General features: G+C 61.3%; 25 protein-coding genes. 10 read left to right on the top strand and 15 right to left on the bottom strand.

The window, feature by feature from the left end:
• Positions 1-202: 202 nt before the first annotated feature.
• Both AS026_RS37250 and AS026_RS42565 read left to right on the top strand, forming a co-directional pair.
• Positions 203-529, top strand: a complete 327-nt coding sequence (locus tag AS026_RS37250) for a hypothetical protein (RefSeq protein ID WP_025659441.1) — start codon at positions 203-205, stop codon at positions 527-529.
• Between the two features lie 236 nt (positions 530-765).
• Complete coding sequence (locus AS026_RS42565) at positions 766-915, top strand: hypothetical protein (RefSeq protein WP_167354932.1); 150 nt, start codon at positions 766-768, stop codon at positions 913-915.
• A gap of 15 nt (positions 916-930) precedes the next feature.
• On the opposite strand, the gene AS026_RS37245 is transcribed toward AS026_RS42565, so the two are convergent.
• Genes AS026_RS37245 through AS026_RS37235 form a run of 3 tightly spaced genes read right to left on the bottom strand, consistent with a single transcriptional unit; the run spans position 931 to position 4243 of the window.
• The gene (locus tag AS026_RS37245) at positions 931-1806 is read right to left on the bottom strand and encodes a patatin-like phospholipase family protein (protein ID WP_100248240.1); all 876 of its coding nucleotides are present in this window, start codon (positions 1804-1806) and stop codon (positions 931-933) included.
• Between the two features lie 42 nt (positions 1807-1848).
• A complete protein-coding gene (rsmD, locus tag AS026_RS37240) occupies positions 1849-2409 on the bottom strand; it encodes a 16S rRNA (guanine(966)-N(2))-methyltransferase RsmD (RefSeq protein WP_018116136.1) in 561 nt (186 codons plus the stop codon).
• Complete coding sequence (locus AS026_RS37235) at positions 2390-4243, bottom strand: pseudouridine synthase (protein WP_018856924.1); 1854 nt, start codon at positions 4241-4243, stop codon at positions 2390-2392. Before AS026_RS37235 ends, rsmD begins: the two co-directional genes overlap by 20 nt.
• Before the next feature lie 90 nt (positions 4244-4333).
• Here AS026_RS37235 and AS026_RS37230 point away from each other — a divergent pair, with 90 nt between their 5' ends.
• Positions 4334-4771: a nucleoside deaminase gene (locus tag AS026_RS37230; RefSeq protein ID WP_025659444.1), complete on the top strand. Its 438-nt coding sequence runs from the start codon at positions 4334-4336 to the stop codon at positions 4769-4771.
• Positions 4772-4887: 116 nt separating this feature from the next.
• Here the strand turns inward: AS026_RS37230 and AS026_RS37225 are convergent, their stop codons facing one another.
• From AS026_RS37225 to chrA, 7 genes are all read right to left on the bottom strand, one after another.
• The gene (locus tag AS026_RS37225) at positions 4888-5514 is read right to left on the bottom strand and encodes a hypothetical protein (RefSeq protein ID WP_018856922.1); all 627 of its coding nucleotides are present in this window, start codon (positions 5512-5514) and stop codon (positions 4888-4890) included.
• Positions 5515-5647: 133 nt separating this feature from the next.
• Positions 5648-8554, bottom strand: coding sequence for an isoleucine--tRNA ligase (gene ileS, locus AS026_RS37220; protein ID WP_025659446.1), 2907 nt, complete (start codon positions 8552-8554; stop codon positions 5648-5650).
• 281 nt (positions 8555-8835) lie between these two features.
• Positions 8836-10311: a monocarboxylate uptake permease MctP gene (gene mctP / locus AS026_RS37210; protein WP_025659447.1), complete on the bottom strand. Its 1476-nt coding sequence runs from the start codon at positions 10309-10311 to the stop codon at positions 8836-8838.
• The gene (locus AS026_RS37205; protein WP_018856919.1) at positions 10301-10498 is read right to left on the bottom strand and encodes a DUF3311 domain-containing protein; all 198 of its coding nucleotides are present in this window, start codon (positions 10496-10498) and stop codon (positions 10301-10303) included. The genes mctP and AS026_RS37205 overlap by 11 nt, the downstream gene beginning before the upstream one ends.
• A 133-nt stretch (positions 10499-10631) precedes the next feature.
• A complete protein-coding gene (locus AS026_RS37200; RefSeq protein WP_025659448.1) occupies positions 10632-11615 on the bottom strand; it encodes a bifunctional riboflavin kinase/FAD synthetase in 984 nt (327 codons plus the stop codon).
• A gap of 27 nt (positions 11616-11642) precedes the next feature.
• The gene (locus AS026_RS37195) at positions 11643-12491 is read right to left on the bottom strand and encodes a TIGR01459 family HAD-type hydrolase (RefSeq protein ID WP_062376042.1); all 849 of its coding nucleotides are present in this window, start codon (positions 12489-12491) and stop codon (positions 11643-11645) included.
• Positions 12492-12592: 101 nt separating this feature from the next.
• Complete coding sequence (chrA, locus tag AS026_RS37190) at positions 12593-14041, bottom strand: chromate efflux transporter (protein WP_062376038.1); 1449 nt, start codon at positions 14039-14041, stop codon at positions 12593-12595.
• Positions 14042-14351: 310 nt separating this feature from the next.
• Here chrA and groES point away from each other — a divergent pair, with 310 nt between their 5' ends.
• From groES to AS026_RS37175, 3 genes are all read left to right on the top strand, one after another.
• Positions 14352-14648, top strand: coding sequence for a co-chaperone GroES (groES, locus tag AS026_RS37185; protein ID WP_004675403.1), 297 nt, complete (start codon positions 14352-14354; stop codon positions 14646-14648).
• A 74-nt stretch (positions 14649-14722) separates the two neighbouring features.
• Positions 14723-16363, top strand: a complete 1641-nt coding sequence (gene groL, locus AS026_RS37180; protein ID WP_018116667.1) for a chaperonin GroEL — start codon at positions 14723-14725, stop codon at positions 16361-16363.
• Positions 16364-17064: 701 nt separating this feature from the next.
• Positions 17065-17511 (top strand): hypothetical protein, encoded by a 447-nt coding sequence (locus tag AS026_RS37175; RefSeq protein ID WP_041912288.1) that lies wholly within the window; start codon positions 17065-17067, stop codon positions 17509-17511.
• A 63-nt stretch (positions 17512-17574) separates the two neighbouring features.
• On the opposite strand, the gene AS026_RS37170 is transcribed toward AS026_RS37175, so the two are convergent.
• Positions 17575-18285: a glutathione binding-like protein gene (locus tag AS026_RS37170; protein ID WP_018856915.1), complete on the bottom strand. Its 711-nt coding sequence runs from the start codon at positions 18283-18285 to the stop codon at positions 17575-17577.
• 213 nt (positions 18286-18498) lie between these two features.
• Here AS026_RS37170 and AS026_RS37165 point away from each other — a divergent pair, with 213 nt between their 5' ends.
• Positions 18499-18942 (top strand): DoxX family protein, encoded by a 444-nt coding sequence (locus tag AS026_RS37165; protein WP_062376070.1) that lies wholly within the window; start codon positions 18499-18501, stop codon positions 18940-18942.
• Positions 18943-19021: 79 nt separating this feature from the next.
• Here AS026_RS37165 and hisG read toward each other — a convergent pair whose 3' ends face one another.
• Genes hisG through hisS form a run of 3 tightly spaced genes read right to left on the bottom strand, consistent with a single transcriptional unit; the run spans position 19022 to position 22351 of the window.
• Positions 19022-19717 carry an ATP phosphoribosyltransferase gene (gene hisG / locus AS026_RS37160; RefSeq protein ID WP_025659453.1) on the bottom strand — a complete coding sequence of 232 codons (696 nt, stop codon included), beginning with the start codon at positions 19715-19717 and terminating at the stop codon, positions 19022-19024.
• Positions 19717-20835, bottom strand: coding sequence for an ATP phosphoribosyltransferase regulatory subunit (locus AS026_RS37155; RefSeq protein WP_018116672.1), 1119 nt, complete (start codon positions 20833-20835; stop codon positions 19717-19719). Before AS026_RS37155 ends, hisG begins: the two co-directional genes overlap by 1 nt.
• Before the next feature lies 1 nt (position 20836).
• Positions 20837-22351 carry a histidine--tRNA ligase gene (gene hisS / locus AS026_RS37150; RefSeq protein WP_062376033.1) on the bottom strand — a complete coding sequence of 505 codons (1515 nt, stop codon included), beginning with the start codon at positions 22349-22351 and terminating at the stop codon, positions 20837-20839.
• 138 nt (positions 22352-22489) lie between these two features.
• On the opposite strand from hisS, the gene AS026_RS37145 reads away from it, so the two are divergent.
• The 3 genes from AS026_RS37145 (at position 22490) to copM (ending at position 24133) form a co-directional block, all read left to right on the top strand.
• Entirely contained in the window at positions 22490-23248 is a 759-nt protein-coding gene (locus AS026_RS37145; RefSeq protein WP_018116674.1) for a hypothetical protein, read from the top strand.
• Positions 23249-23338: 90 nt separating this feature from the next.
• On the top strand, positions 23339-23704 hold the full coding sequence (locus AS026_RS37140) for a hypothetical protein (RefSeq protein WP_041912287.1): 366 nt from the start codon (positions 23339-23341) through the stop codon (positions 23702-23704).
• Positions 23705-23773: 69 nt separating this feature from the next.
• On the top strand, positions 23774-24133 hold the full coding sequence (copM, locus tag AS026_RS37135) for a CopM family metallochaperone (protein WP_025659458.1): 360 nt from the start codon (positions 23774-23776) through the stop codon (positions 24131-24133).
• A gap of 54 nt (positions 24134-24187) precedes the next feature.
• Here copM and AS026_RS37130 read toward each other — a convergent pair whose 3' ends face one another.
• A complete protein-coding gene (locus AS026_RS37130; RefSeq protein ID WP_018116677.1) occupies positions 24188-25237 on the bottom strand; it encodes an aldo/keto reductase in 1050 nt (349 codons plus the stop codon).
• Between the last annotated feature and the right edge of the window lie 138 nt (positions 25238-25375).

Genomic DNA, 25375 nt, shown 5'->3' with positions numbered 1-25375 from the left:
GTGTTAAGTTATCCGTTCTAGTTAGAAATCGCGGGGGCGTTTTGTCACCTTGTAAAGCGCGTTGAGAGGCGTGGCAGGTTCGTTAGAGTTTGATGAGCGTGCTCCCCCGGCTGGGTCGTCGAGTCATCACTTGTATTGAGCCACAACTTAGGCGATTTTCTCATGCCCTGCCTTTCTCAGGCGGGCTAACCCGGAGGATGTTATGAGTCTCAAGGCTATACTCGGATCTTCGCTTCTCTCATGTGCACTTGCTCTGGTCGTATTCGTCTCACCGGTCGCGCTTCCCCAGGAAGCGAGCGCTCAGATCATCATCGGCTCCGGCAGCAGCCTGAACCACGGGCGACCGATAACCTGCCCTCAGGGTGCGAGGCTGCTTCGTACCCGGGGATTTCGCGACGTCATTCGGGACAATTGCCGCGGGAGGTACTTTACCTATCGCGCAATCCGCAATGGGAACCGCTACGAGATAGGGGTCCGTCAAAGGGATGGGCGCATCGTCGACGTGCGCCGCACTAGCCGACGGTGGTAACCTTTTCCTGCCGGGCATCCACGAATGCTGGCTACGACAAAGCCCGCCACGGCGAACCGGGCGGGCTGTGTTGATGTCCGAGCCATAGCCCGGACGAGTGAGGATGCATCCGGAGATCAATCCGGGCAGCGCATCGAACCTACGCTCTTAGCTACCCGTTGCCATCGCCATTGATTTGCGGGAGTATCCGCTCCGGCCCCTGAGGCCCGCGCAGTCTTCGATGATAGGACAATGCCATGCCTCTACGCTGTCTTCTGGCCGTCGCGGCCATCGCGATCCTTGCCCTTTCCGGGTGTGCAACCACCGGCTCGGGCGCAGGGAATACCACCTACGCAACTCCCGCGGGGATTGGCCCGGTTCGTGGGGCCGGCATTAACGGCTACTAAGCCTGGGCGAAGCTTCTAGGAGGCGATCCGCGCCTCGATCTCCCGATCGAGTGCGTATTTCAGTTCGTCCTTGACGCCGACCGACTTGGACAGGACTTGGCGCGCCTTGAGGAAATCCATCACGCCGATGCGCCCGACTGCGGGGCGAAGGAAGATGTGCGGCGCCTGCAGCCGCAGCTTCAGGGAAATCGCGGTCTGCATCATCAGCTGGCCGGAGCCGAAGATACTTTCCATCCGGTTTGGAATGTGGGCGCCATCTCCTTCCGGCGCGCCTACGACGTCGATGCCGATGACGATGTCGGCGCGATCCATCAGGCATTCGTAAGGCACGGGATTGCTGATGCCGCCATCGATCATCACCCGACCGTGCAGCCGCACCGGCATGAAGACGGCGGGGATCGCGGATGAAGCCGCCAGCGCCGGGAGCAGCGCTCCCCCGCTCGTCAGCACCTCGCACTGGCCGTAGTAATCGGTCGCCGTCACTGTCATCGGGATTGAGAGGTCCTCGAAGCGATCCGGCAGATCGGCGGGCAGGAAGGCTTTCAGGATACGCTCGAGATTGAACTGGCCGATGCGCACGCCGTTGGCAACGGCATCGCGCACCGTCTGCGGTCGCAGGCCCCACAGGCGGCTGACAACGGCAGCCTTGTTGCCTACCGTCATCATCACATGTTCGCGGATGGCTTCGCCGGTCATTCCGGCCGCCATCCCCGCGCCCATGATCGAGCCGATCGAGGATCCGGCAATCGCCACGGGGCGAATGCCGAGCTCATCCAGCGTTTCGATGATGTGGATGTGGGAGAGGCCGCGCGCGCCGCCTCCGCCGAAGGCAACAGCAACAGTGGGCATAGCTCGTGATGTGCTGCGTGGGGCAGGCAACTCGGTTTCCATCGTCCCTGCCTGCTGCACCGCTGCCCCCGATTTCCTCAGCCCTTATTCGGGCTGATAGCGGAAGAAATGAACCTTGGTATCGCCGAACGTTCGGTTTTCCAAAAACAGATAGGAAGGATCGACCGAAACGGCAACGTCTGCGCGTTCCTCAAGAACCGCAATCGCGCCCGGTTGCAGCCAACCGCCCTTGGCGGCGGCGGCCATCGCCTTTTCGCCGAGACCCTTGCCATAGGGCGGGTCGGCAAACAGCATCTGGAACGGCTCGAGATTGCCGACGCTGCCGAGATCGGTCGCGTCGCGCCTCAGGATGCGCGTCCTGCCATGCAGGCCGAGCGCATCGATGTTTTCCCAAAGCAGGCCCCTGCCCTCGACACTGTTTTCGACGAATAGCGCATGGCGGCAGCCGCGGGAGACGGCTTCGAGGCCGACGGCGCCGGTGCCGGCAAAGAGATCCAGTATCCGGGTGCCGTCGACGCATTCCGGATAGGCATGGCTCAGAATATTGAACAGGCTCTCACGCGTCCGGTCGGCTGTCGGCCGGATGTCGTTTGACTTCGGTACGGCAAGCGGCCGTCCGCGAAATTCACCGCCGACGATCCGCACCGCGCGTCATTCCCTTTCCTTTCGGTCCACCCCGCGACGGCCCGCCCGAAGGCTTGCCACCGCCGCCCGGCCTGTCGCCCTTCGGCTTGCCGGAGAAATTCTTGCCGCCGCCGGGTTTGCCGCCGAAGCTCTTGCCGCGCGGCTTGTCACCAAAGGACTTGCCGGCCGGACGCTCCGAACGGGCCTCGCCCGAGAAGCTCTTGGCGCGAGGACGCTCGTCGCCCTCGGCGCGGGGGCGCCGATCGCCCCGTGGCTTGTCGCCAAACGGGCGGTCGCCACGGGGACGATCCCCAAATGAACGCGGACGCTCGTCACCCTCTTCGCGCGGCTTGCGATCCCCGCGAGGGCGGTCACCGAAGGGACGGTCGCCGCGCGAAGGGCGATCGCCGTGCGGTCTGTCGCTGCGGGCGGGACGGTCGCCAAACGAACGTTCGCCCCGCGCCGGGCGGTCACCAAAGGACCGCTCACCGCGAGCCGGACGATCCCCGAAAGAGCGCTTCCGGCCGAAGCCCTCGTCGCCTTCATCCTTCGGCTTGCGAACGATCTCGCTGGAACGGATCCACTCGCCCTCGTCATCGCGGGCGCGGTTGATCTGAACGCGCGGCCGGTCGTCGCCGTGGCTCGAGCGCTCGGGCTTTGCGGAACCCGGAGCCTCGCCGCGTTTGCGGGCGGTCTTCGCATTCTTCTCGGCCTTGGCGGCCGCCTTTTCGCCGAGCGGTCGGGCGCCCGGCGCCATCCAGACATTGGCGTTGCGGCGGCTGCCGAGCGCGGGGCGCTTCGGGCGATCATCGTCCATGCGGCCACCATCGCGACGGTCATCACGGCGGTCGTCCCGCTTGGTGTCGAGGCGGCTCAGCGCACGCTCGCGCTTGTCCTCAGGCTTGCGGGGGCGTTCGCGGCGCTCCGGCTTCGCTTCCGGCTCTTCCTCGGCAACAACAGCAGGCGTGTTGTAGATCGGCGCGTCGAAATTGGCCTTCGCGTCCTCGATCAGGCGCGGGCCGAGCTGGTCGCGCAAGGTGCGGCCACGCACTTCGACGACGTCGCGCTCCGGCAGGTCACCGAGCTGGAAGGGGCCGTAAGAAATGCGGATCAGACGGTTGACGTCGAGACCGAGCGCGCCGAGCACGTTCTTGATTTCGCGGTTTTTGCCTTCGCGCAGGCCCATGGTGAGCCAGACGTTCGAGCCCTGCGTGCGATCGAGGGTCGCTTCGATTGCGCCGTAGAGGACACCATCGACGGCAATGCCGTCCTTGAGCTTGTCCAGCGCGTCCTGGTCGATCTCGCCGTGGGCGCGCACGCGGTAGCGGCGTAGCCAGCCCGTCGTCGGCAGTTCCAGCGCGCGGGCGAGGCCACCATCGTTGGTCAGAAGCAGCAGACCCTCGGTGTTGATGTCGAGGCGGCCAATCGACATGACGCGCGGCAGGTCTTCCGGCAGGTTATCGAAAACCGTCGGCCGTCCCTCCGGGTCCATGTTGGTGGTCACGAGGCCAGCGGGCTTGTGATAAAGCCAGAGTCGTGTGCGCTCGATCCCGCGGATCGGAACGCCGTCCACCTCGATCTTGTCGGCCAAGGTGACGTTGACGACGGGCGTGTCGAGGAGCTTGCCGTTCAGCTTGACGCGGCCGTCCATGATCATGCGCTCGATATCGCGGCGCGATGCGACGCCGGCGCGCGCCATCACTTTCGAGATGCGCTCGGCCTTGGCATCGCCCTCGGCGACGTCGTCCGCCTCGGTCTCGACGAGCGCCTTTGCCGGCTTGGCACCGGATTTTGGGCCGGCATTGCGCGGGGATGGCTTGCCGCCTGGCCGTTTTGGCTTGTCTTTGAATGTCATTTGTTGTTTGCCTGCCTTTTCGGGCCTTCCTATCAGGTCGCGCCCCTGCGGTTAAGTGGAAATTGTCGGATCGTGAAGACAAATCAATTTATGGAGCTGGCGCTGGACCAGGCCCGCGCCGCCCGAGAGCGCGGCGAGGTGCCGATCGGAGCGGTTCTGGTGATTGACGGGGCCGTGGTCGCCGCGTCAGGCAACCGTACGCGCGAGCTTAACGACGTGACCGCCCATGCCGAAGTCGCCGTCATTCGAATGGCTTGCGAAGAGCTTGGTCAGGAACGGCTGACCGGCGCCGACCTCTACGTCACGCTGGAACCCTGTACGATGTGCGCGGCGGCCATATCCTTCGCGCGCATTCGCAGGCTCTATTATGGCGCGGAAGACCCTAAGGGTGGCGCCGTCGACAACGGCGTGCGCTTCTACCAGCAACCTACCTGCCATCACGCCCCGGACGTGTATTCCGGCTTGCAGGAAACGACATCCGCCGAAATCCTTCGGACATTCTTCGCGCAGAAGCGGGATATGCCGTAACAGGAGCACGAAGATCGGGCCGCCCGCAGGATCTTCCTAGCCTGCCAGTTTCTGGACGCCTTGCTGATTGACAGGTGGGCAAAAGCAAAGCGGGGCTGACTGCCCCGCTTGAAACCTTACTGGAGGAAATTCCACCACTGCTTGCCGGTACCGGCGATCGCAGCTTCCTTTTTCTTCTTCTTCGCCTTCTTCAGCTCCGGTTCGCCGAGATCGTCCAGCTTTGCCGGATCGTCGACCGCGCGATATTCGGTTGGCGGATCCGAGATGTAGCGGCGATCTGTATAGGTACCCTTCTGGGCGGCGCGAGCCTCGCGATAAGCCTTGGTCTGGGCCTCAGTCGTTTGCCGACCACCTTCAACCTTGTCGCTTGCGAGCGGCGAGCGATAGTTCGGGTTGTCGCTGTTTTCGTCAGCTTCCTTGACCAGACGGGCGCGCGTTTCTTCCGGGGATTCGATCCACTGCGGATTGTCCTTGCTGGCGATGGTCTGCTGCGGCTCGGCGAGGGTTTGCTTGGCTGCTGCGGACGGCAGAACGAGGCCCGGACGAGCGCTGTACTTGACGCCCTTGTTCTTCGGACCGTCGCCGGTGAGAGAAACGGACTGACCAATGTCGTCGGTCAGCTGTTCCATGGCGGTCTTGTCTGTTCCGTAGCGCGGGCTCCCCACGCAGCCGGAAATCAGCGAGCCGCCTGCCACGGCGACGGTCAGGCAGACGCCCAAACGGAACCAACGCGTTGATAACATGAAAACCCTTCCAGCCATGCCGGTGCAATCTTCGCCCTACCGGACAATCGTCCCCCTGACGCAAAAATCCGGCCATTTTCAGGCAGCTTTTACCGGATGAACCACCGTTAGGCAATTCACCCGGCAATATTCTTCAGTTTTGCACCGATAGTTCGCGCAATGCAGCCGCATCACGGGCCGAGACGTCCGGATAGGCGGGGTCGGAGCCGACATCCGTGGTGATCCGCCAGGAGCGAGCGCACTTGGTGCCTTCGGCCAGTTTCGGCTCGACGCTGACACCTGAAACCTCGAGTAGACGGAAGGCATCTGCCGGTCCTTCGGCGCTGTCTACGACGATGCCCGAAGTGATGCAGATTTCCTCGAAGTCCTGACCCTCAAGTGCCTTCAGGAGCTCCGCATCGGCGACGTGGACAACCGGGGCAGCCTCCAGCGAAGAGCCGATGCGCTTGTCCTTGCGCTCGATTTCCAACGCGCCGGTAACGACCGTACGAACGGCGCGGATCTTCTTCCACTTCTCGGCGAGTGCCTCGTTCTTCCATTCGGCCGGAATGGTCGGGAACAGCTCGAGGTGAACCGATACAGCCGAAGAATTGCGCGACAGCCAGGCCTCTTCCGTCGTAAACGGCAGCATCGGCGCCAGCCAGGTCACCATGCATTCGAAGATGGTGCGAATGACATGCAGGGCCGAACGACGGCGCAGGCTCGACGGCGCATCACAGTAGAGCGCATCCTTGCGGACGTCGAAGTAGAAGGCCGACAGCTCGACGTTGGCGAAGTCGATGAGCGCGCGGGCAATCTTCTTGAACTCGAAGGCGTCGTAGCTTTCGCGGACGAGCTGATCGAGTTCCGCCAGACGATGCAGCATCAGCTGCTCGAGTTCCGGCAGATCGGCAAGCGCAATAACCTCGCCCTTGTCGTGTGCCAGCGTGCCGAGCATCCAGCGGATCGTGTTGCGCAGCTTGCGATAGGCGTCGATATTCGTCTGAATGATCGCCTTGCCGAGGCGCTGGTCTTCCCAATAGTCCGTCGTCATGACCCAAAGACGCAGGATGTCTGCGCCGGCATCCTTCATCACCTCCTGCGGGGTGACGGTGTTGCCCTTGGACTTCGACATCTTTTCGCCCTTCTCATCCATGGTGAAGCCATGGGTGACGACGGCATTGTAAGGCGCACGGCCGCGCGTCGCGCAGCTTTCCAGCAGTGACGAGTGGAACCAGCCACGGTGCTGGTCCGATCCCTCGAGATAGACATCGGCCGGCCATTTCAGGTCGGGACGATCTTCCAGCGTGAAGGTGTGGGTCGAGCCCGAGTCAAACCAGACATCGAGGATGTCCATCACCTGCGTCCAGGGCTGATTCGCCTTCTCGCCCAGGAAGCGCTCGCGAGCACCATTGGCGAACCAGGCATCGGCGCCCTCGTTCTCGAAGGCTTTCAGGATGCGGGCGTTGACGGCATCATCCTGCAGGATGCCGCCGTCATCATCGACGAACAGGCAGATCGGCACGCCCCAGGCGCGCTGACGCGACAGGACCCAATCGGGCCGCTGTTCGATCATGGCGCGCAGGCGGTTCTGGCCGGCTCCCGGCACAAAGCGGGTTGCGTCGATCGCGTTCAATGCGCGCGAACGCAGCGTCGAGCCGTCGCCGAGTTCCTTGTCCATGTAGACAAACCACTGCGGCGTGTTGCGAAAGATGACCGGCTTCTTCGAACGCCAGGAATGCGGATAGGAGTGCTTGAGGCGGCCGCGCGCAAACAGCGCATGGCGACCGATCAGCCCCTTGATGACACGCTCGTTGGCATCGCCCTTCTTGCCCTTGTCGTCGATGACGCGAGCAGCACCGCCCTCGGCGTCCGGACCGAAGCCGGGCGCGTCGGCCGTGAAGAAGCCGGCATCGTCGACCGGGAACGGGATCGCGGACGAAATGCCGCGCGCTTCGAGTGCCCGGGCGTTGTCCATCCAGGCGTCAAAGTCTTCGCGACCATGGCTCGGCGCGGTGTGGACGAAGCCGGTGCCCGTCTCGTCGGTGACATGGTCGCCGTCGAGGAGCGGCACTTCAAAGTGATAGCCACCGCCAAGGCCATGCAGAGGGTGTGCGCAGGTGATCGCGGCAAATTCCGCCGCCGCGACATCGCGGACGAACTTGAGGGTCACCTTCGCCTTCGCGGCCGACTCTTCTGCGAGACGCTTGGCGAAGATCAACCGTTCACCGGGCTGCGGTCCGAAGTCGTTCTCGGCCGTTTCGACCTCGTAGAGGCCGTAGCTATACCGCGAGGAATAGGCGATCGCGCGGTTGCCCGGGATCGTCCACGGCGTCGTCGTCCAGATCACCACGAAGGCGTCCTTGAGTTCGTTGGGGCCGTCAGCCACCGGGAACTTCACCCAGATCATGTCGCTTTCGACATCGGCGTATTCGACTTCGGCTTCCGCGAGCGCCGTGCGCTCGACGACCGACCACATGATCGGCTTGGAGCCGCGATAGAGCTGGCCGGACTTCGCGATCTTCAGCAGTTCGCCGGCGATGCGCGATTCAGCGTGGAAGTTCATCGTGGTGTAGGGGTTGTCGAAGTCTCCCTCGATGCCTAGGCGCTTGAATTCTTCCGACTGCACCTTGATCCAGCTGGCGGCAAAGTCACGGCATTCCTGGCGGAATTCGTTGACCGGAACCTCGTCCTTGTTCTTGCCCTTCTCGCGGTACTTTTCCTCGATCTTCCATTCGATCGGGAGGCCATGGCAGTCCCAGCCGGGAACGTAGTTGGCGTCGAAACCGCGCATCTGGAACGAGCGGTTGATGACGTCCTTGAGGATCTTGTTCAGCGCGTGGCCGATGTGGATGTTGCCGTTGGCATAGGGAGGGCCATCGTGGAGCACGAATTTTTCGCGGCCGGCGGCGGAAGCGCGCAACTTCTTGTAGAGGCCCATCTGCTGCCAGCGGGCAACGGTTTCCGGCTCCTTCTGCGGCAGACCGGCGCGCATCGGGAAGTCTGTTTCCGGCAGATAGAGGGTCTTCGAATAGTCAACTTTTTCGGCTGTATCGGTCATGTCTAGCAATCGTCTCTAGGCGCCACGGGAGCGGGCGCAACGGGCTTGAAAATTGGTGACGGAGGCGCTCGTCGTCCAAGCGCCGAAAACCCGGACCTTCCGGCCGCTTAGCGCGCGCGGAAGGCCGGGCCGATAATTCGTATCGTGATCGCCAGCCGGAACTTGTTCATCGCGCCGGTTCATAGGCGCTTTTGCAGGGAAAAGGAAGAGGGATTCCATGAGGTCATCGCATGGAAAAGCCGCGAACTTGCCCGCCCGCGGCTTCTGTTTTCGGGGGACGATCAGGCGCGCGCCGTCACTTTTGCCGGGATCAGCACGTTGACGATGACGGCGACGATGACGTTCAACGCCAATGCCAGCAGGCCGATATAGACGGTGAACGAGGTCTCTCCGATCGTGACAGGCTGCAGCGGTTTCAGGCCGTTGATCCAGACGAAGAGCGTGCCACCGACGAAGCCGACGAACCAGCCCGCGATCAGACCGGGCGCGCGGAACCAATTGGTGTAGAGGCCGAAGACCAGCGCCGGAAACGTCTGGAGGATCCAGACGCCGCCGAGAAGCTGAAGGTCGAGCGCGAATTGGGTCGGCAGGAAAAGGATGACAAGAAGCGCGCCGACCTTGACGACGAGCGACGTCACCTTCGCGACCTTTGCCTCGCCGGCATCCGTCACCTGAGGATTGACATAGGCCTTCCAGAAATTGCGGGTGAAGAGGTTGGACGCGCCGATGCTCATCACCGCCGCCGGTACCAGCGCGCCGATCGCAATCGCCGCGAAGGCGAAGCCCGCGAACCAACTCGGGAACAGCGTCTGGAAGAGCGCCGGCACGACATCGTTGGCGTTGTCCAGCTTCAAGCCTGCGGCATGTCCCATGTAGCCGAGCAGTGCCAGAAGGCCGAGCAGCAGTGTATAGGCCGGCAGCAACGCAGCATTCTTGCGGATGGTGTTGCCGCTGTTGGAGGCGAAGATGCCAGTCAGCGTATGCGGATACATGAAGGCCGCAAGCGCCGAGCCGAGGGCCAGCGTCGCATAGGCGACATACTGGTTGGGCTGAAGAAGCAGGCTGCCGGAGCCCTTTGCCTGGAACGCGGCATCAGCGGCAGCAAAGACATTGGCATAGCCGCCAAGCTTCGAGGGAATGAGCGCCACGGCGGCGATCACCACGATGTAGATCATGATATCCTTGACGAAGGCGATCAATGCCGGCGCCCGCAGGCCGGCCGAATAGGTGTAGAGCGCCAGCACAATGAAGGCGATCGCCAGCGGTACCTCGCCATGCAGCCCCAGCGCCTTCAGCGCGGCGGTCATGCCGACGAGCTGCAGCGCGATGTATGGCATCGTGGCGATGACACCGGTTACAGCGACGGCAAGCTCCAGCCCGCGCGAACCAAATTGGCCGTGAACCACGTCACCGGCGGTCACGTAGCCGAAGTCTTTCGCCCGCTGCCAAAGGAGCGGCATGACCATGAAGACGAAGGGATAGACAATAATGGTGTAGGGCAGCGCGAAGAAACCGTAGGCGCCAACCGTATAGACCAGCGCCGGAACAGCGATGACCGTGTAGGCAGTGTAGAAGTCGCCGCCGACCAGAAACCAGGTGATCCAGATGCCGAAGCTGCGGCCACCAAGGCCCCACTCGTCGATATGGGCAAGCGTCTTCGGCCTTCGCCAGTGGGTGGCGACAAACCCCATCACCGTGACGAGCACGAAGAAGAAAACGAAGACGGCAAGCGCGGTGGTGTTGAGTTCAGTCGTCATTGCGCATGCTCCGGTAGGCGATCCAGGTCAGGAAAGCGGTAACCGGCACCCAGGCGAGCTGATACCAGTAGAAGAATGGGAAACCGAAGAGAACCGGGTCGTGAAAGTTGTAGAAGGGAACCCAAAGGAGCCCGATATAGGGAATGATGAGCAGCCAGCAGGCTGCTGTTCCAAACCTTTTATCCATTTGATGATTGCCTTTCGGTGCTTGGGGGCGCAGCGAATCCGCGTCTAATCAAACAGATGACATAGACCCCTGCCCCCACACGGCAACGGCCGTCGTCCCGAAAGGGCCGCAATTTTCGAAAGCGTCTGAACCTTCAGGCGAAGCAGATCTTGCGGTCGAGCTCGCCGAGCGGCTGTACGCCTGTCAGCAGCGCACTCGCCTCCTCCTTGTCGCGGTTCATCTGCTCCACGAGGGGGTCGAGGCCATCGAACTTCAGTTCCGGGCGCAGATAGCCGAGGAAGGACACGGAGCAGAGCTGCCCGTAGAGGTCGCCGCTGAAATCGAAGAGATACGTTTCGAGCAGTGGCGCGCCATTGTCGGTGACCGTCGGTCGGCGACCGTAGCTGGCGACACCATCATAGAGCGTGCCATCGGCAAGGCGGAAGCGCACGGCATAGATGCCCGCCTGAATGTCTGCTTCGGCGGGCAACCGCATATTCGCGGTCGGAAAGCCGAGCTGACGGCCAAGCTTCTCGCCGCCGATGACTTCCGCTTCCACCGTATAGTGATAGCCGAGCATCGCCGCCGCCTCGCTGACATTGCCATCCCTCAGCAATTCGCGAACGTGGCTCGAGGAGACGACGTCGGTATTCTCGTCACGAAACGCGTCGATCAGCGTCACGCCAAAGCCGTATTTCTGGCCGGCATCCATCAGGAAGGCCGGGCCGCCTTCCCGGCTGCGGCCGAAATGAAAGTTGAAGCCGGTCACGACCTCGGATGCGCTGAGCCAATCCTTGAGGATCGAATGGATGAAATCGTCCGCCGAGCGCTGTGAGAACTCCCGGTCGAAGGGATATTCGATGACGGCATTGAAGCCGATCGCTTCGAGGATGCGCGCCTTGAGCGGCGCCGGCGTCAAGCGAAAGACCGGCTGCTCCGGGCGGAAGACAGTGCGGGGATGTGGCTCAAACGTCAGGACCAGTGCCGGAATGCCCCGCTGCCTCGATATCTCCAAGGCCCGGTTGAGCACGGACTGATGGCCCCGATGCACACCGTCGAAGTTGCCGATGGCAATCACGCCGCCATGCAGATGGGCCGGCAGGGGTTCGCGGGTTTCGTTGCGGTGAAAAACGGTCATCGGCTGGCTTTTCTCTTGCGAGGCTCGTTATGCGAGGCGGGGCATCCACCACATCGGCGTCGCTCTTTCGCGCTCCAGATAGGCGGTGAGGACCGCCTCGTCGGTCACTCCATTCAGCGTATATTCCGTCGCGTGGATGCCGCCGCTGATATAGAGGAGATCAAGCCCGTAATCGAGAGCGCCGCGAACATCGGTCGGCATACCGTCTCCGATCGCAAGCACACGGTTCAGCGGAAAGTCCCCGTGGGCTTCGCGGGCGGCAGATAGCACGGCCTCGTAGATCGGCTTGTGCGGCTTGCCGGCAATGCGCGTTTGGCCACCGAGCTGATTGTAATACGCCGCCATCGCGCCGGCGCAGGGGATGATCTTGTGGCCGCGCTCGACAACCAGATCGGGATTGGCACAGATCATCGGCACGCCACGCGCCTGAAATGCCTTCAGCAACTTGGTGTAGTCTTCCGGGGTCTCGGTTTCGTCGTCGAAGAAGCCCGTGCAGACGACCGAGTCCGCATCCTTGGCCTCGACGCGCTCGACACCAAGGCCCTCGATGATCGCCTCGTCGCGATCCGGTCCAAGCAGAAATACCTTCTTCGGACCCTCGGCGATCAGGCCCCGCGTGACGTCGCCCGATGTGACGATGCGGTCATAGGCGCCATCCTGGATGCCGATCTGGCGAAGCTGCGTCACGACCTGCGGAGCGATGCGCGGCGAATTGGTGATGAGAACGACGGTTAGCCCCTCGCCGCGCGCTGCTTCCAGCGCCGCAGCCGCCTTGGGAAAGGGATCGACTCCATTGTGCAAGACGCCCCAGACATCGCAGAACACCGCGTCGTAGTGGCTGGTGATTTCTGCAAAGTTCTCGATCCGCTTGGCCATTCCGATTTCCCGCTGTCGTTAAGTCAAGGTGACATCGCAAAGGCATGCCGGGATGGCAAGGCATTTTGCAGTGAGCAACGGCAAAAAACTGTGCCCGTCGATTAGAGAAGGGCCTCGCCCGTTTTGATTAGCAGGCCTGCGGCAGTCGACACAGCAAGTATCGTCAGGAGGCCCTTCTCGAATCGGAAGAGCATCACGCACGCCATTACAAAGATCCCAAGCGCCGCGATATCGAGGGTCCGCCACTCCGGCCATGCGACGCTGACGATTGGCAGACCGGTTTTCCCGGACAGGAGTGCGGCACGGCCAACTTCGGCGAAGAGCACGTGCAGACCGAACCAAAGGGCAAGGTTGAGGATGACGCCGACTACCGCCGCGGTGATCGCCGAAAGGGCCGACGAGAGGTTTTCGTTGCTGCGCAGCTTCTCGATGTAGGGAGCCCCGGCGAAGATCCAGATGAAGCTCGGCACGAAGGTCGCCCAGGCGGCGAGGAAGGCGCCAAGGAAGCCCCCGGCAAGCGGCGCCATGGCGAGCGGGTTGCGATAGCCGGCGAGAAATCCGACAAAACAGAGAACAAGAACAAGTGGCCCGGGCGTCGTCTCGGCAAGTGCCAGTCCATCGAGTATCTCGGCCGGCTGAAGCCAGGCGTAATGGCCGACGGCGACCTGGCCGACATAGGAGAGGACGGCGTACGCGCCTCCGAAGGTGATGACGGCCATCTTGGAGAAGAAGATGAAGACCGCGCCGAAAACATTGGTTTCGCCGCTCAGGGTTTCGGCGATCAGGTCCGTCGGTACATCGAGGCCGCGAATGAAAATGAGTGGCGACTGCCAGACAAGGATCCAGAACACGAGCACCACAAGAGGCCTTGCGATCACATGCGTCGTAACCTCGGGAAAATGCGTGCGCGAAGAGGCTTGCGGCAAGACCGGCGCTGCCAATCGACGCTTGGAATACTTCATCCATAACAAGCCTGCTGCTCCGGCCAGGATGATAACCAGAGGAAACGGCAAGTTCAGGAAGAAGAGAGCCAGGAACGACGCTCCGGCCACATAATAATGAAAGCGCTCCCTCAGCGCTCGGCGCCCCACCCGGAGCAAGGCCTCGATGACGATTGCCAAAACGGCAGCCTTTACTCCGAAGAAAAGAGCGGGAAGCCACGCGGCCTCCTGAAAGACGGCGTAGAGGCTCGACAGCATCAGGATGACAAGGAAGCCCGGCAATACAAACAACAAGCCGGCAATGAGGCCGCCGCGCACGCCGTGCATCAGCCAGCCGATATAGGTGGCCAGTTGCTGAGCCTCCGGGCCAGGCAGCAGCATGCAGAAATTCAATCCGTGCAGGAAGCGCTCCTCGGAAATCCAGCGCTTCTCATCGACAATCGTCGTGTGCATCAGGGCGATCTGACCGGCCGGCCCGCCGAAGCCCAAGCAGCCGATGCGCGCCCATACACGCGCCGCCTCCCCAAGTGTCGGTACCGCTATGATTTCGTCCGCCGCGATCGTTTTGTTCACGGTTGCCGCCCCCTGCCCCAAGCTGCTCGATACCATCGGCGTGTATGCGCGGCAATCCTGACGCTACTCGCCCCGCGGGTGCCGCAAACGTTCCGGGGATACAAAAGCTCTCCAGCTTCAGGACGTTCGGAAATCTCGGAGAGAACGCAGCCTGTCGCACTTCCGACAAGGATTTGCTGTTATGGCTGTTTGTGAGGACGGCGAAGAAAAATTGCGGCCGTTCTTGACTCCCCGTTGGGCCACTCCTAAATGCTGCCTCGCTAGCACTCACCAAGCACGAGTGCTAACACCCATCCGTGCGGGCCGCTCTCGGCCTGCTAGTGTCATTTGATCGAGGGATTAGACAATGGCAAGCACCAATTTCCGCCCCCTTCACGATCGCGTCGTTGTCCGTCGCGTTGAGTCCGAAGAAAAGACCAAGGGCGGCATCATCATTCCCGACACCGCCAAGGAAAAGCCGCAGGAAGGCGAAATCGTCGCCGTCGGTTCCGGCGCTCGTGACGAGTCCGGCAAGGTCGTCGCTCTCGACGTCAAGGCTGGCGATCGCGTTCTGTTCGGCAAGTGGTCCGGCACTGAAGTCAAGATCAACGGCGAAGACCTTCTGATCATGAAGGAAGCCGACATCATGGGCATCATCGGCTAATCAGCCGTTTTTCCCCTTTCCGATTTTAGCTACGGGCCCAAAGCCCGGACAACTCGAATTCAGGAGTTTCAATCATGGCAGCTAAAGAAATCAAGTTCGGCCGCACCGCGCGCGAAAAGATGCTGCGTGGCGTCGACATTCTCGCTGACGCAGTGAAGGTAACGCTCGGCCCGAAGGGTCGTAACGTCATCATCGACAAGTCCTTCGGCGCTCCGCGCATCACCAAGGACGGCGTTTCGGTCGCCAAGGAAATCGAACTGGAAGACAAGTTCGAAAACATGGGCGCCCAGATGGTCCGCGAAGTTGCTTCGAAGACCAACGACATCGCCGGCGACGGCACGACGACCGCAACGGTTCTCGCTCAGGCGATCGTTCGCGAAGGCGCCAAGGCTGTTGCAGCCGGCATGAACCCGATGGACCTGAAGCGCGGCATTGACCTCGCTGTTGCTGAAGTCGTGAAGGATCTCCAGGCCAAGGCCAAGAAGATCAACACCTCGGAAGAAGTTGCCCAGGTCGGCACGATCTCCGCAAACGGCGAAAAGCAGATCGGTCTCGACATTGCTGAAGCAATGCAGAAGGTCGGCAACGAAGGCGTTATCACCGTCGAAGAAGCCAAGACCGCTGAAACCGAACTCGAAGTCGTCGAAGGCATGCAGTTCGACCGCGGCTACCTCAGCCCGTACTTCGTCACCAACCCGGAAAAGATGATCGCTGATCTCGAAGACGCCTTCATCCTCCTGCACGAGAAGAAGCTCTCGAACCTCCAGGCCATGCTCCCGGTTCTCGAAGCTGTCGTTCAGACCGGCAAGCCGCTCCTCATCATCGCTGAAGACGTCGAAGGCGAAGCTCTTGCTACGCTCGTCGTCAACAAGCTGCGTGGCGGCCTGAAGATTGCTGCTGTCAAGGCTCCTGGCTTCGGCGATCGCCGCAAGGCCATGCTCGAAGACATCGCGATCCTCACGGGCGGCACTGTCATCTCCGAAGACCTCGGCATCAAGCTCGAGTCGGTTACCCTCGACATGCTCGGCCGCGCCAAGAAGGTTTCGATCTCCAAGGAAAATACGACGATCGTCGACGGTTCGGGCGCCAAGTCCGACATCGAAGGCCGCGTTGCCCAGATCAAGGCCCAGATCGAAGAAACCACCTCCGACTACGACCGCGAAAAGCTGCAGGAGCGTCTTGCTAAGCTCGCTGGTGGCGTTGCAGTCATCCGCGTCGGCGGTTCGACGGAAGTCGAAGTGAAGGAAAAGAAGGACCGCATCGACGACGCGCTCAACGCGACGCGCGCTGCTGTTCAGGAAGGTATCGTACCGGGCGGCGGCGTTGCCCTGCTGCGTTCCTCCGCCAAGATCTCCGTCAAGGGCGAGAACGACGACCAGGAAGCTGGCATCAACATCGTTCGCCGCGCTCTGCAGGCTCCGGCCCGTCAGATCGCCGAGAACGCTGGTGACGAAGCATCGATCGTTGTTGGCAAGATCCTCGAGAAGGGTCAGGACAACTTCGGTTACAACGCCCAGACCGGCGAATACGGCGACATGATCGCCATGGGTATCGTCGACCCGGTCAAGGTTGTTCGCACGGCTCTGCAAGACGCAGCTTCGGTTGCTTCGCTGCTGATCACCACCGAAGCCATGATCGCCGAGCTCCCGAAGAAGGACGCTCCGGCTGGCATGCCGGGCGGCATGGGCGGCATGGGCGGCATGGACATGATGTGATAGGCGAAAGCCTATCGCTGAAGCGTCCATAAAGCTTCACCGATCTATCTCCTGGTTTTCCCGGAATAGGAAGGGCGGTCTTCGGACCGCCCTTTTTCGTTCCGGCGCATGATTCGCCAGGTGAGCTTTTTCAATCGTCAGGTGAAACGTTTAACCGCATATCTGAATGCGCCTCGCATTCGGCGAAGCTTTCGCAGAGCTTGTGAGCCTGCATTATTTCTTCCAAAAGCTGTGTTATCCGTTCGCTGCAATTTTATGCACATTTCAGAGCTCAGGAGAGCATTGAAACCGGTTGCACTTCGGCAGCTGCGCATTTTTTTGCTCTTTTTCGCGTCCCCCATACTTTTACGGTTGTTTTTCCACTCACAGTAGCGACCGGCATTATGCAAAAAGCGGATTGCCGTTTGCATGAAAGTGCCTATAAATCCCCTCGCATTCGGCGCGTGTCATCAGCCGATGGGTCACGATGCGCATCGATCCTGACCACGAGAATGCGACGTAGGATTCGGGACAACCCCTTCCCGAAAAATATATTAGAAGTTGAGTAACGCCCCCGTGAAATTGGAAGCGGTTCCGTGAGAAGAACCGGCAATCCAGACCCCATTTCCCGGTCGCCCGAGCATGATGCGCGGTGCAACATGAACCTGCTCATTTTTGCCGGACGTGCGGCGGGGGAAGCCGCACCTAAGCTGGGGAAAAATTTGTTCAAAATCGCGAGAACCAACGCCGCGGCACCGCTTATGCCGGGCTCACTGGATATCAGCAATCATGATCCTGAAATGCTGGCGCAGTTTTCCATTTCGGAAACCTGGGTCGGAGACCTGTCCAGCGGCGTGATCCGCCTCAAGGAATGGAGCGCCCTGCTGCACGGACTCCCGGCGCGGGAATGCGGGCTTCTGAGCCTCATGCGCTGCTACGATCCGAAGGATCACGATCACATCCTGGAACTCTTCGAGCAGGCTGCGACGCTCTCCTCATCCTTCTGTTTCTCGACCACCATCATGATGTCGAATGGCTTCCGTCAGCCGTTGTTCTGCATGGGCGAGTCGAACGGCCACGACGATGCTAATCACGGCAGCATGCTCGGTGTTTTCATCTTCCCTCGTTTCAAGACGAATACCGGCGGCGAGTTTGCCAGGCGCCAATAGACGCTCCCGCACATGAAAAAAGCCGGCCTTTTGGACCGGCTTTTTTGCATATTTGCCTCAGATTTACGCAGGCCGTGCCGGGATATTCAATCCCTTTTCCGAGGCCGGCCGGGCGATGCAGCGCTCTAGCCAGTCCATCACGGCCGGGAAGCTCTTATAGTCCAACACCTCACGCCCGCCGTAGAAGATGTCGGCACCGCGGAGCCACGGGAAGGTGGCGATATCGGCGATCGTGTAGAGATCGCCCATGATCCATTGGCGACCCTGGAGGCGTGCTTCCAGTACGCTCAGCAGCCGCTTTGATTCGTCGCGGTAGCGCTCCATCGGATACGAGTTGTTGGCAACCTTATCGGCCGCGAATTTGTAGAAGTGCCCGAACTGTCCGAACATCGGTCCGATACCGGCCATCTGGAAGAAGACCCACTGGATCGTCTCGTAGCGCCCGGCTGTATCTGATGGAATGAGTTTGCCTGTCTTCTCTGCCAAATAGAGCAGGATGGCACCGGATTCGAAAATGCCGATCGGCTTTCCATCGGGGCCATTGGGATCGATGATTGCCGGGATGCGGCCATTGGGATTGAGCGATACGAATTCCGGCGACTTCTGGTCGTTCGTGCTGAACGAGATCAGATGCGGTTCATAGGACAAGCCAAGCTCTTCAAGCGCAATCGATATCTTCACGCCGTTCGGGGTTGGCAACGAGTAAAGCTGGATGATGTCCGGGTTCGCTGCTGGCCAGCGCGTCGTGATCGGAAATGCGGAAAGATCTGCCATCGGGGTCTCCATCTTGGGCGGCCGACCATAAAAGAGGCGCACCATCGATGGCAAGCCGACTTCGCCGAGATCGGTCGTTCAATAATAGAGAACGAAGTGTCCCCTTCCGTCTATCTTTCCACAACAGCAAAAAAAGGCGACAAAGTGGCATCCGAGGTTGCAACCGTGCCGGGGCACAACAACCTCAAACGCCATTCAACGGAGACAACGTTCATGTCGAATACCAACAATATTGTCATTTTTGTCGCTCGCGTACTCTTGTCGTTCATGTTCATACTTGCCGGCTTCGGCAAGCTGACCGATCCGGCTGGAACCGCTGGCATGATCGCCGGTGCTGGTCTTCCGGCGTCGACTGCCCTGACCTATCTCGCAGGCGCCTTTGAATTTGTGACTGGCCTCGCGGTTCTCGTCGGCTACCAGACGAAGATCGTCGGCTGGCTGCTCGCCGCCTTTTGTATCTTCACCGCTGTCGTCTTCCACCTGCCGACGGTCAACGTTCCGGATTTCCCGGCTGCCGCTCTCGGCTGGATCAACGCCCTGAACCAGATCATGGTCATGAAGAACTTCACGCTGGCCGGCGCTTACATCTTCCTCGCCATTGTCGGCCCGGGCCTCTACTCGCTCGACGCACGCCGCGGCGCCTACGCAGTCGCCTAAGCGATCAAGCATTCTCCCAAGCAGGAAAAACCCGCCGTCACCAGACGGCGGGTTTTTTCGTGTGTTGATTTGGCGATGGTCAGAGTGCCGAGCGAACGGCGTCGATCAGCCGCTGAACGGTCGCGTCGTTCGCGTGGCTTTCCTTGCGTGCCCTGACGAAGCAGGCCTGGGAGCGAAGGATGACGCCGTCGGACAAGATCTTCAGGTTGTTCGCGCGAAGAGTCGAACCAGTCGAGGTGATGTCGACGATGATATCGGCCGATCCCGAGGCAGGAGCCCCTTCCGTTGCCCCAAGGCTTTCGACGATCCGGTAGAGCTGGATGCCGTGCTGGCTGGAGAAGAATTGCTGCGTCAGCCGCCAGTATTTCGTGGCAATCGCCAGGCGCCGGCCGTGACGGGCGCGAAAGTCGGAAGCAACATCGCCGAGATCGGCCATAGTGTCGACGTCGAGCCAGATTTCAGGAACGGCAACCACGACATCGGCATGGCCGAAACCGAGACGCGCGCAGATCTCGACGCGCTTGTCCGCCTCCGCCAGGCCCTCGCGGACAAGGTCTTCGCCGGTGACACCGAAATCGACGGTGCCGCTGCCGAGTTCACGGGAAATCTCGGAGGCGGAAAGGAAGGCAACTTCGACGTCGTCCCAACCTTCGACGCGTCCGCGATAGGAGCGATCGTTGCCGACAGCGGTGATCCTGATCCCGGCGCGTTCGAAGATCGCCGAGGCATCGTCCTTCATCCGACCCTTGGAGGGCAATGCGATGGTAATCGTCATCATACGGCCCTCTCGGCTTCGATGCGATCCAGCCAGAGCGAGAAGCCGACGGCGGGAATGCGTTCCTTGGCGCCCAGGAAGGTCATCAGGCGATCGAAACGACCCCCACCGGCGAGAACCGCCGACGTGCCCAGGACGCCGATCTCGAAAACCAGGCCGGTGTAGTAATCCAGCGGACGCCCGAAGGCTGCGCGGTAATCGATCAGCGCCAAATCGACGCCGGCATTGGCCAGAGCGGCCACGCGGCCGTCGAAACGCGCCAGCGCGTTGCCGAGCTTGAGGCCCGCGGCATCGGCAAAACCGGCCAAGGCCGCCGAAGCATTGATCAGCGGTACGTTCAGCGACAGGAATTCTTCCAGCACGCGGAAGGCCGCATCATCGAGGCGCGTTTCGGAGAGGATCAGCTTTTCCTTCAGACGGCGCGCGATTTCGAGCGGCGAACGGCTGGCATTCGTCGAATAGCCCGTCGCCTGCATCGTCGCATCTATGTGAGCAACAAGTGCTGCTTCATCGTCGGCGGCAATCAGATGCGCCATCTCGTCACTCAATCCAGTTACGAACTGAGGGCTGACGAGGCTTGCCAGCAGAGCTTCGAGCTGGCTCATGTTGCCGAAGGCATGGATCAGGCGCTTCTGCCAGCCGAGCGGCAGGCCAAGCGCCTGCACCACTGCTTCGAAGACAGCCTGATCGCCGAGTGTCACCGCAAGACGCTTGCCAGGAACGACGCGCTCCAGCACGCCGATCGCATCGCCGATCGCACGCGCGTCGGCAGCGGCAATATTGATATCGCCAAGATCCTCGATCCCGGCTTGATAGAACTCGTTGCCGCCTTCACGCCGCTGGCGGAAAACTTCGCCGAGATAGGAATAGCGCTTCGGCGTGCCGGTCGCGCTCTCGATGTGGCGCAGGCAGACGGGGATCGTGAACTCCGGCCGCAGGCAAAGGCTGGCGCCCGTCTCGCTTTCGGTCATGAAAATGCGCCGGCGAAGATCCTCGCCGGCGATGTCAAGAAATGGTTCGGCCGGCTGGATGACGGGCGTATCTACCCGCTCCGTCTTTCGCGCCGCAAACTCTGAGAGGAGCTCGCCGGAGAAGTCCGGCAGGTTGATCAGGGCCATCTCAGCCCGCCCTGTTGCGGTCTTCGGCCTGCGCCGCCAGAATTTCCTTCACCTTGGCGACGAGGTCGCCTTCGGCAACTGTCTCCTGTGCGACGCGCGCTTCGCGCCAGCTGGCGTTGTCCTCGATCTCGCCGGACAGGCGCTTGCCTTCGATCAGGTCCTTGATCTGCACGACGCCCTGCGCCCGCTCGTCACCGCCCTGGATAATGGCGACGGGGCAGCCGCGGCGGTCGGCATATTTCAGCTGATTGCCGAACTTCTTCCAGTTGCCCTGGAACATCTCGGCGCGGATGCCAGCCTTGCGCAATTCCTGCGTCATGTGCTGGTAGCGGCCCATCGACTCGACATCGCCGTCCATGACAGTGACCAGAACCGGCTCGATGACCTCGGCCTGGCCGAGCTTGCCGAGGTTCTTCAGCGCCGTCATCAGGCGAGAGACGCCAATCGAGAAGCCAGTGGCCGGCACGGGCTGGCCCATGAAGCGGGACACGAGACCGTCGTAGCGACCGCCGCCACCGACGGAACCGAAGACGACCTTCTCGCCCTTCTCGTTAGTCACGTCGAAGAGGAGCTCGGCTTCGTAAACCGGGCCGGTGTAATATTCGAGGCCGCGAACAACCGAGGGGTCGATCTTGACGCGATCCGACTGATAGCCGGCGCTTCGCACCAATGCGCCGATGAAGTTCAGCTCCTCGACGCCTTCCGCACCCTTGGACGTTCCGGCAACCAGCTCGGCAAGCTGCCCAGCGCTTTCGGTATAGTCCTTGATCCCGACGAAGAAGAGAACCTTGTCGATCTGTCCCTGGTCGAGACCAGCACCCTTGGTGAAGTCGCCAGACTCGTCCTTGCGGCCGGGACCAAGCAGGAGAGCAACGCCCTCGGGACCGAACTTGTCGAGCTTGTCGATGGCGCGTAGCACGTTGAGGCGCTGGCCGGCCTTGTCATCGCCGCCGAGACCGATTGCTTCGAGAACACCGTCGAGAACTTTGCGGTTGTTGACGCGGATCACGTAGTCGCCGCGCTTGATGCCGAGGGCTTCCAGCGTATCGGCCATCATCATGCACATTTCCGCATCGGCCTGCACGCCCGGCGCACCGACCGTATCGGCGTCGAACTGCATGAACTGGCGGAAGCGACCGGGGCCTGGCTTCTCATTGCGGAAGACATAGCCGGCGCGATAGGTGCGGTACGGCAGCTGGATCTCGTTGAAATTCTCGGCAACATGACGGGCGAGCGGCGCCGTCAGGTCGTAGCGCAAGGACATCCACTGCTCGTCATCGTCCTGCAGCGAGAAGACGCCCTCGTTCGGCCGGTCGGCATCCGGCAGGAACTTGCCGAGCGCGTCGGTGTATTCGAAGAGCGGCGTTTCGACAGGATCGAAACCATAATGCTCGTAGACTTCCTGGATCTTCGCGGTCATTTCGTTGACGGCGCGAATGTCGGCTGCCGAACGATCGACGAAGCCGCGAGGAAGTCTGGCCTTGAGCTTTTGTGGTTTCTTCTGCTTGTCGTTCATTTCCAAGGTATTCCGCTCGCTGTGACAGTGGCGGTTACCTAGCGGAAAGGACCGGGTGCGGCAAGGGCGAAGGCCCTTGATCAGGAACACAGAATCGATTGAACGAGAGAGAATGGATCGAATGGCGGGAGCTACACGATGATTGCCGAGGCGCTTCTCTATGCTGCCACTGTTCCGATGACATTGAAGGCGCATCGCCGGTTCATCCGATACTCCGTCAATCTCTGGTCCCGCGCCGGCCGTTGCAGCCGGCAATGGGCGGAGCACGAGGAGCGAAGCCGGAACGCTGTGAGAAGTGCCATTGCGGAGTTGCGGCAGAGGAGGACGGCGGTCGTTTTGGGCTCGGGCCTGCTCCGCGACGTGCCGATTGAGGAGTTAGCCAGGACCTTTGACACTGTCGTCCTCGTCGATCTCGTGCATCTTGCCTCGGTGCGCCTCTGGCTGCGGCTCAAGCGCTACAGCAATGTTCGGCTGATCGAGCGCGATCTCTCCGGCTACGACGAGCTTGCCGCGGGCAAACAACCAGAGCCGTTGGCGTTCCTGAGAAGCGTTCCGTATCTCGACTTCGTCGTCTCGGCCAATCTCCTCTCCCAGATCGGTCGCGGCGCACAACGCCGCTACGAGGAGGAACAGGCCGGCGCCATGCCCGCCGATACCGTCGCGCAACTGATCGAGGCGCACAGGTCGGCGCTTGAGGCAGCGCCCTGCAAGACATGCCTGGTTACCGATGTTTCCTATGCCGTGATAGACCGACAGGGGAGGGTTCATGACGAGACTGATCTGCTGCACGGCGTGGCGCTGTCATCGGTTCGGGCCAACTGGCAGTGGCCCGTGGCGCCACTCGGCGAAGAGAGCAATGACTATCAGATCGTCCATCAGGTCGTTGCCGCGTACTAGCGCCAGCCTCCGCACGTCGGCCGACGCTTCTCTCGCCAAAGTGTATAAAGCGGGCTTGGCTTCTTCGCGCGCTGCACCTATTTTGACGATATGCGGTTTCTTGCAATCATAGCGATGGTTTTCGGCTGGTTTGCCTTCGGCACCATGTCCGCATGGGCTGGCTGTCCGACATGCCTGTCCATGCAGCCGGTCGCTGCGACGCCCAGCGCCGAGCATCAGCATATGGCCGGCATGGATATGGGCGAGAAGGCCAAGTCGTCGCCGGCGCAACAGGATCCTTGTTCGGCCGCCGGTATGGTGCACATGCCCTTCTGTTCGGCCTGCCTGGTCATTCCGCCATTGAGCGTCATCGCCGCGACCGGCAAGCAGATGTTTTCCTATCCTGCGCCCGGACCGGCTCACGCCATGCAGGATGCCCGCCCAGCACCGCTGGCGCCGCCTCCCCGGTTTGTCTGACGGTTTTCATGAACGCTGCGGCTTCGGCCGCGCATTGAATTCCATTATCAGACAGAGGAAGGAAATCCCATGTCTCTGAAAGTTCTCGCCATAGCGGCCACGCTCGCACTCTCGTCCGCACCCGTCTTCGCAGAGGAGATGAAAATGGACATGAGCAAGCCAATGGGCGACCACGGCGCATCGAGCCACGCCTTTGCGCAGGCGAACGCTAAAATGCACAAGGACATGACGATGAAGTATAGCGGCGACGCCGATGTCGACTTCGTCCGCGGCATGATCCCGCACCATCAAGGTGCGATCGACATGGCGAAAATCGAGCTGGAGTACGGCAAGGATCCGGAAATTCGCAAGCTCGCGGAAGCCGTCATCAAGGCCCAGGAGGCTGAGATCGCCGATATGCAGGCCTGGCTGAAGGCTCACGGCAAGTAATCTCAAAGGACGCCGGAGCACGAAGCCCCGGCGTCCGCCTTCACAAGGCCTTGATCAGCCCTTCGGTTCGAAAGGTTCCGGCCGTCGGGCTGCCCCCTGCCGCGCCAGCATCCAGCCCGGATATTCGGGCGCGAGTTCGCTGACCTCGTCCAGCTTCTTCAGGTCGTCCACATCGAGCTTCAGGTTGACGGCCGCCAGGTTCTGGTCGAGCTGCTCGACGCGTTTTGCGCCGATGATGACAGTCGTCACGAAAGGTTTCGCCAGGATGTAGGCAAGCGCGACGGTCGCGACGCTTGTGCCGTGTTTCGCGGCGATCTCGCGCATCACGGCAACGCAGGCCCAGGCGCGATCCTTGTCGACCGGCGGGAAGTCGAACGAGGCGCGGCGTCCTTCCCCGTTGCCCGGCGCTCCCGGCCCGTACTTGCCGGAGAGAAGACCGCCCGCCAGCGGCGACCAGACCATTAGACCAAGCTTTTCCTCCTGCATCATCGGCACGATGTCACGCTCGAGATCGCGGCCGGCGATCGAATAGTACGCCTGTACCGTCTCGAACCGGGCAAGACCGCGACGTTCCGAGATGCCGAGCGCTTTGGCGATGCGCCACGCCTGCCAGTTGGAGACACCCACATAGCGCACGAGACCGCGGGATACGAGATCGTCCAGGGCTCGCAGCGTCTCGTCGATCGGCGTGACCGGATCGGTGGCATGGATCTGGTAAAGATCGATATGATCGGTCTGCAACCGCTTCAGACTGGCCTCGACCGAATCCATGATGTGGCCACGCGAGGCGCCGCGGTCGTTCGGCTTGTCGCCCATGGTGCTATAGACTTTCGTGGCGATGACCACGTCCTTACGGGGAACGCTGAGGTTCTTCAGGGCCTGGCCGAGCAGCTTTTCGGATTCGCCGAAGGAATAGACGTCGGCCGTGTCGATGAAGTTGACGCCCGATGCCAGCGACTTCGCAACGATTTCATCGGCGGCTTTCTGGTCGACGTCGGCGATCGAGCCCCAAAGGTTGTTTTCGCCGGCGGCGCCGAATGTCATCGTACCGAGGCAGATTTCCGAGACGAATAGTCCAGTATTTCCAAGTTGATTGTAACGCATGGTCGAAAATTTCCTTGTGACGACCGCAGGCTTGCCATGAGTTCATTTTTTGGTTGTTGGCCTGCACATGACAGGAGCAGCCGGAATGCGGCCGCGTGGAAGGCACTATCGATGTAAGGCGAGGCGGCGGCATTTCAA

Source organism: Rhizobium altiplani, from assembly GCF_001542405.1.
GTDB lineage: Bacteria > Pseudomonadota > Alphaproteobacteria > Rhizobiales > Rhizobiaceae > Rhizobium > Rhizobium altiplani.
This window is presented reverse-complemented; position numbering and strand designations above follow the sequence as displayed.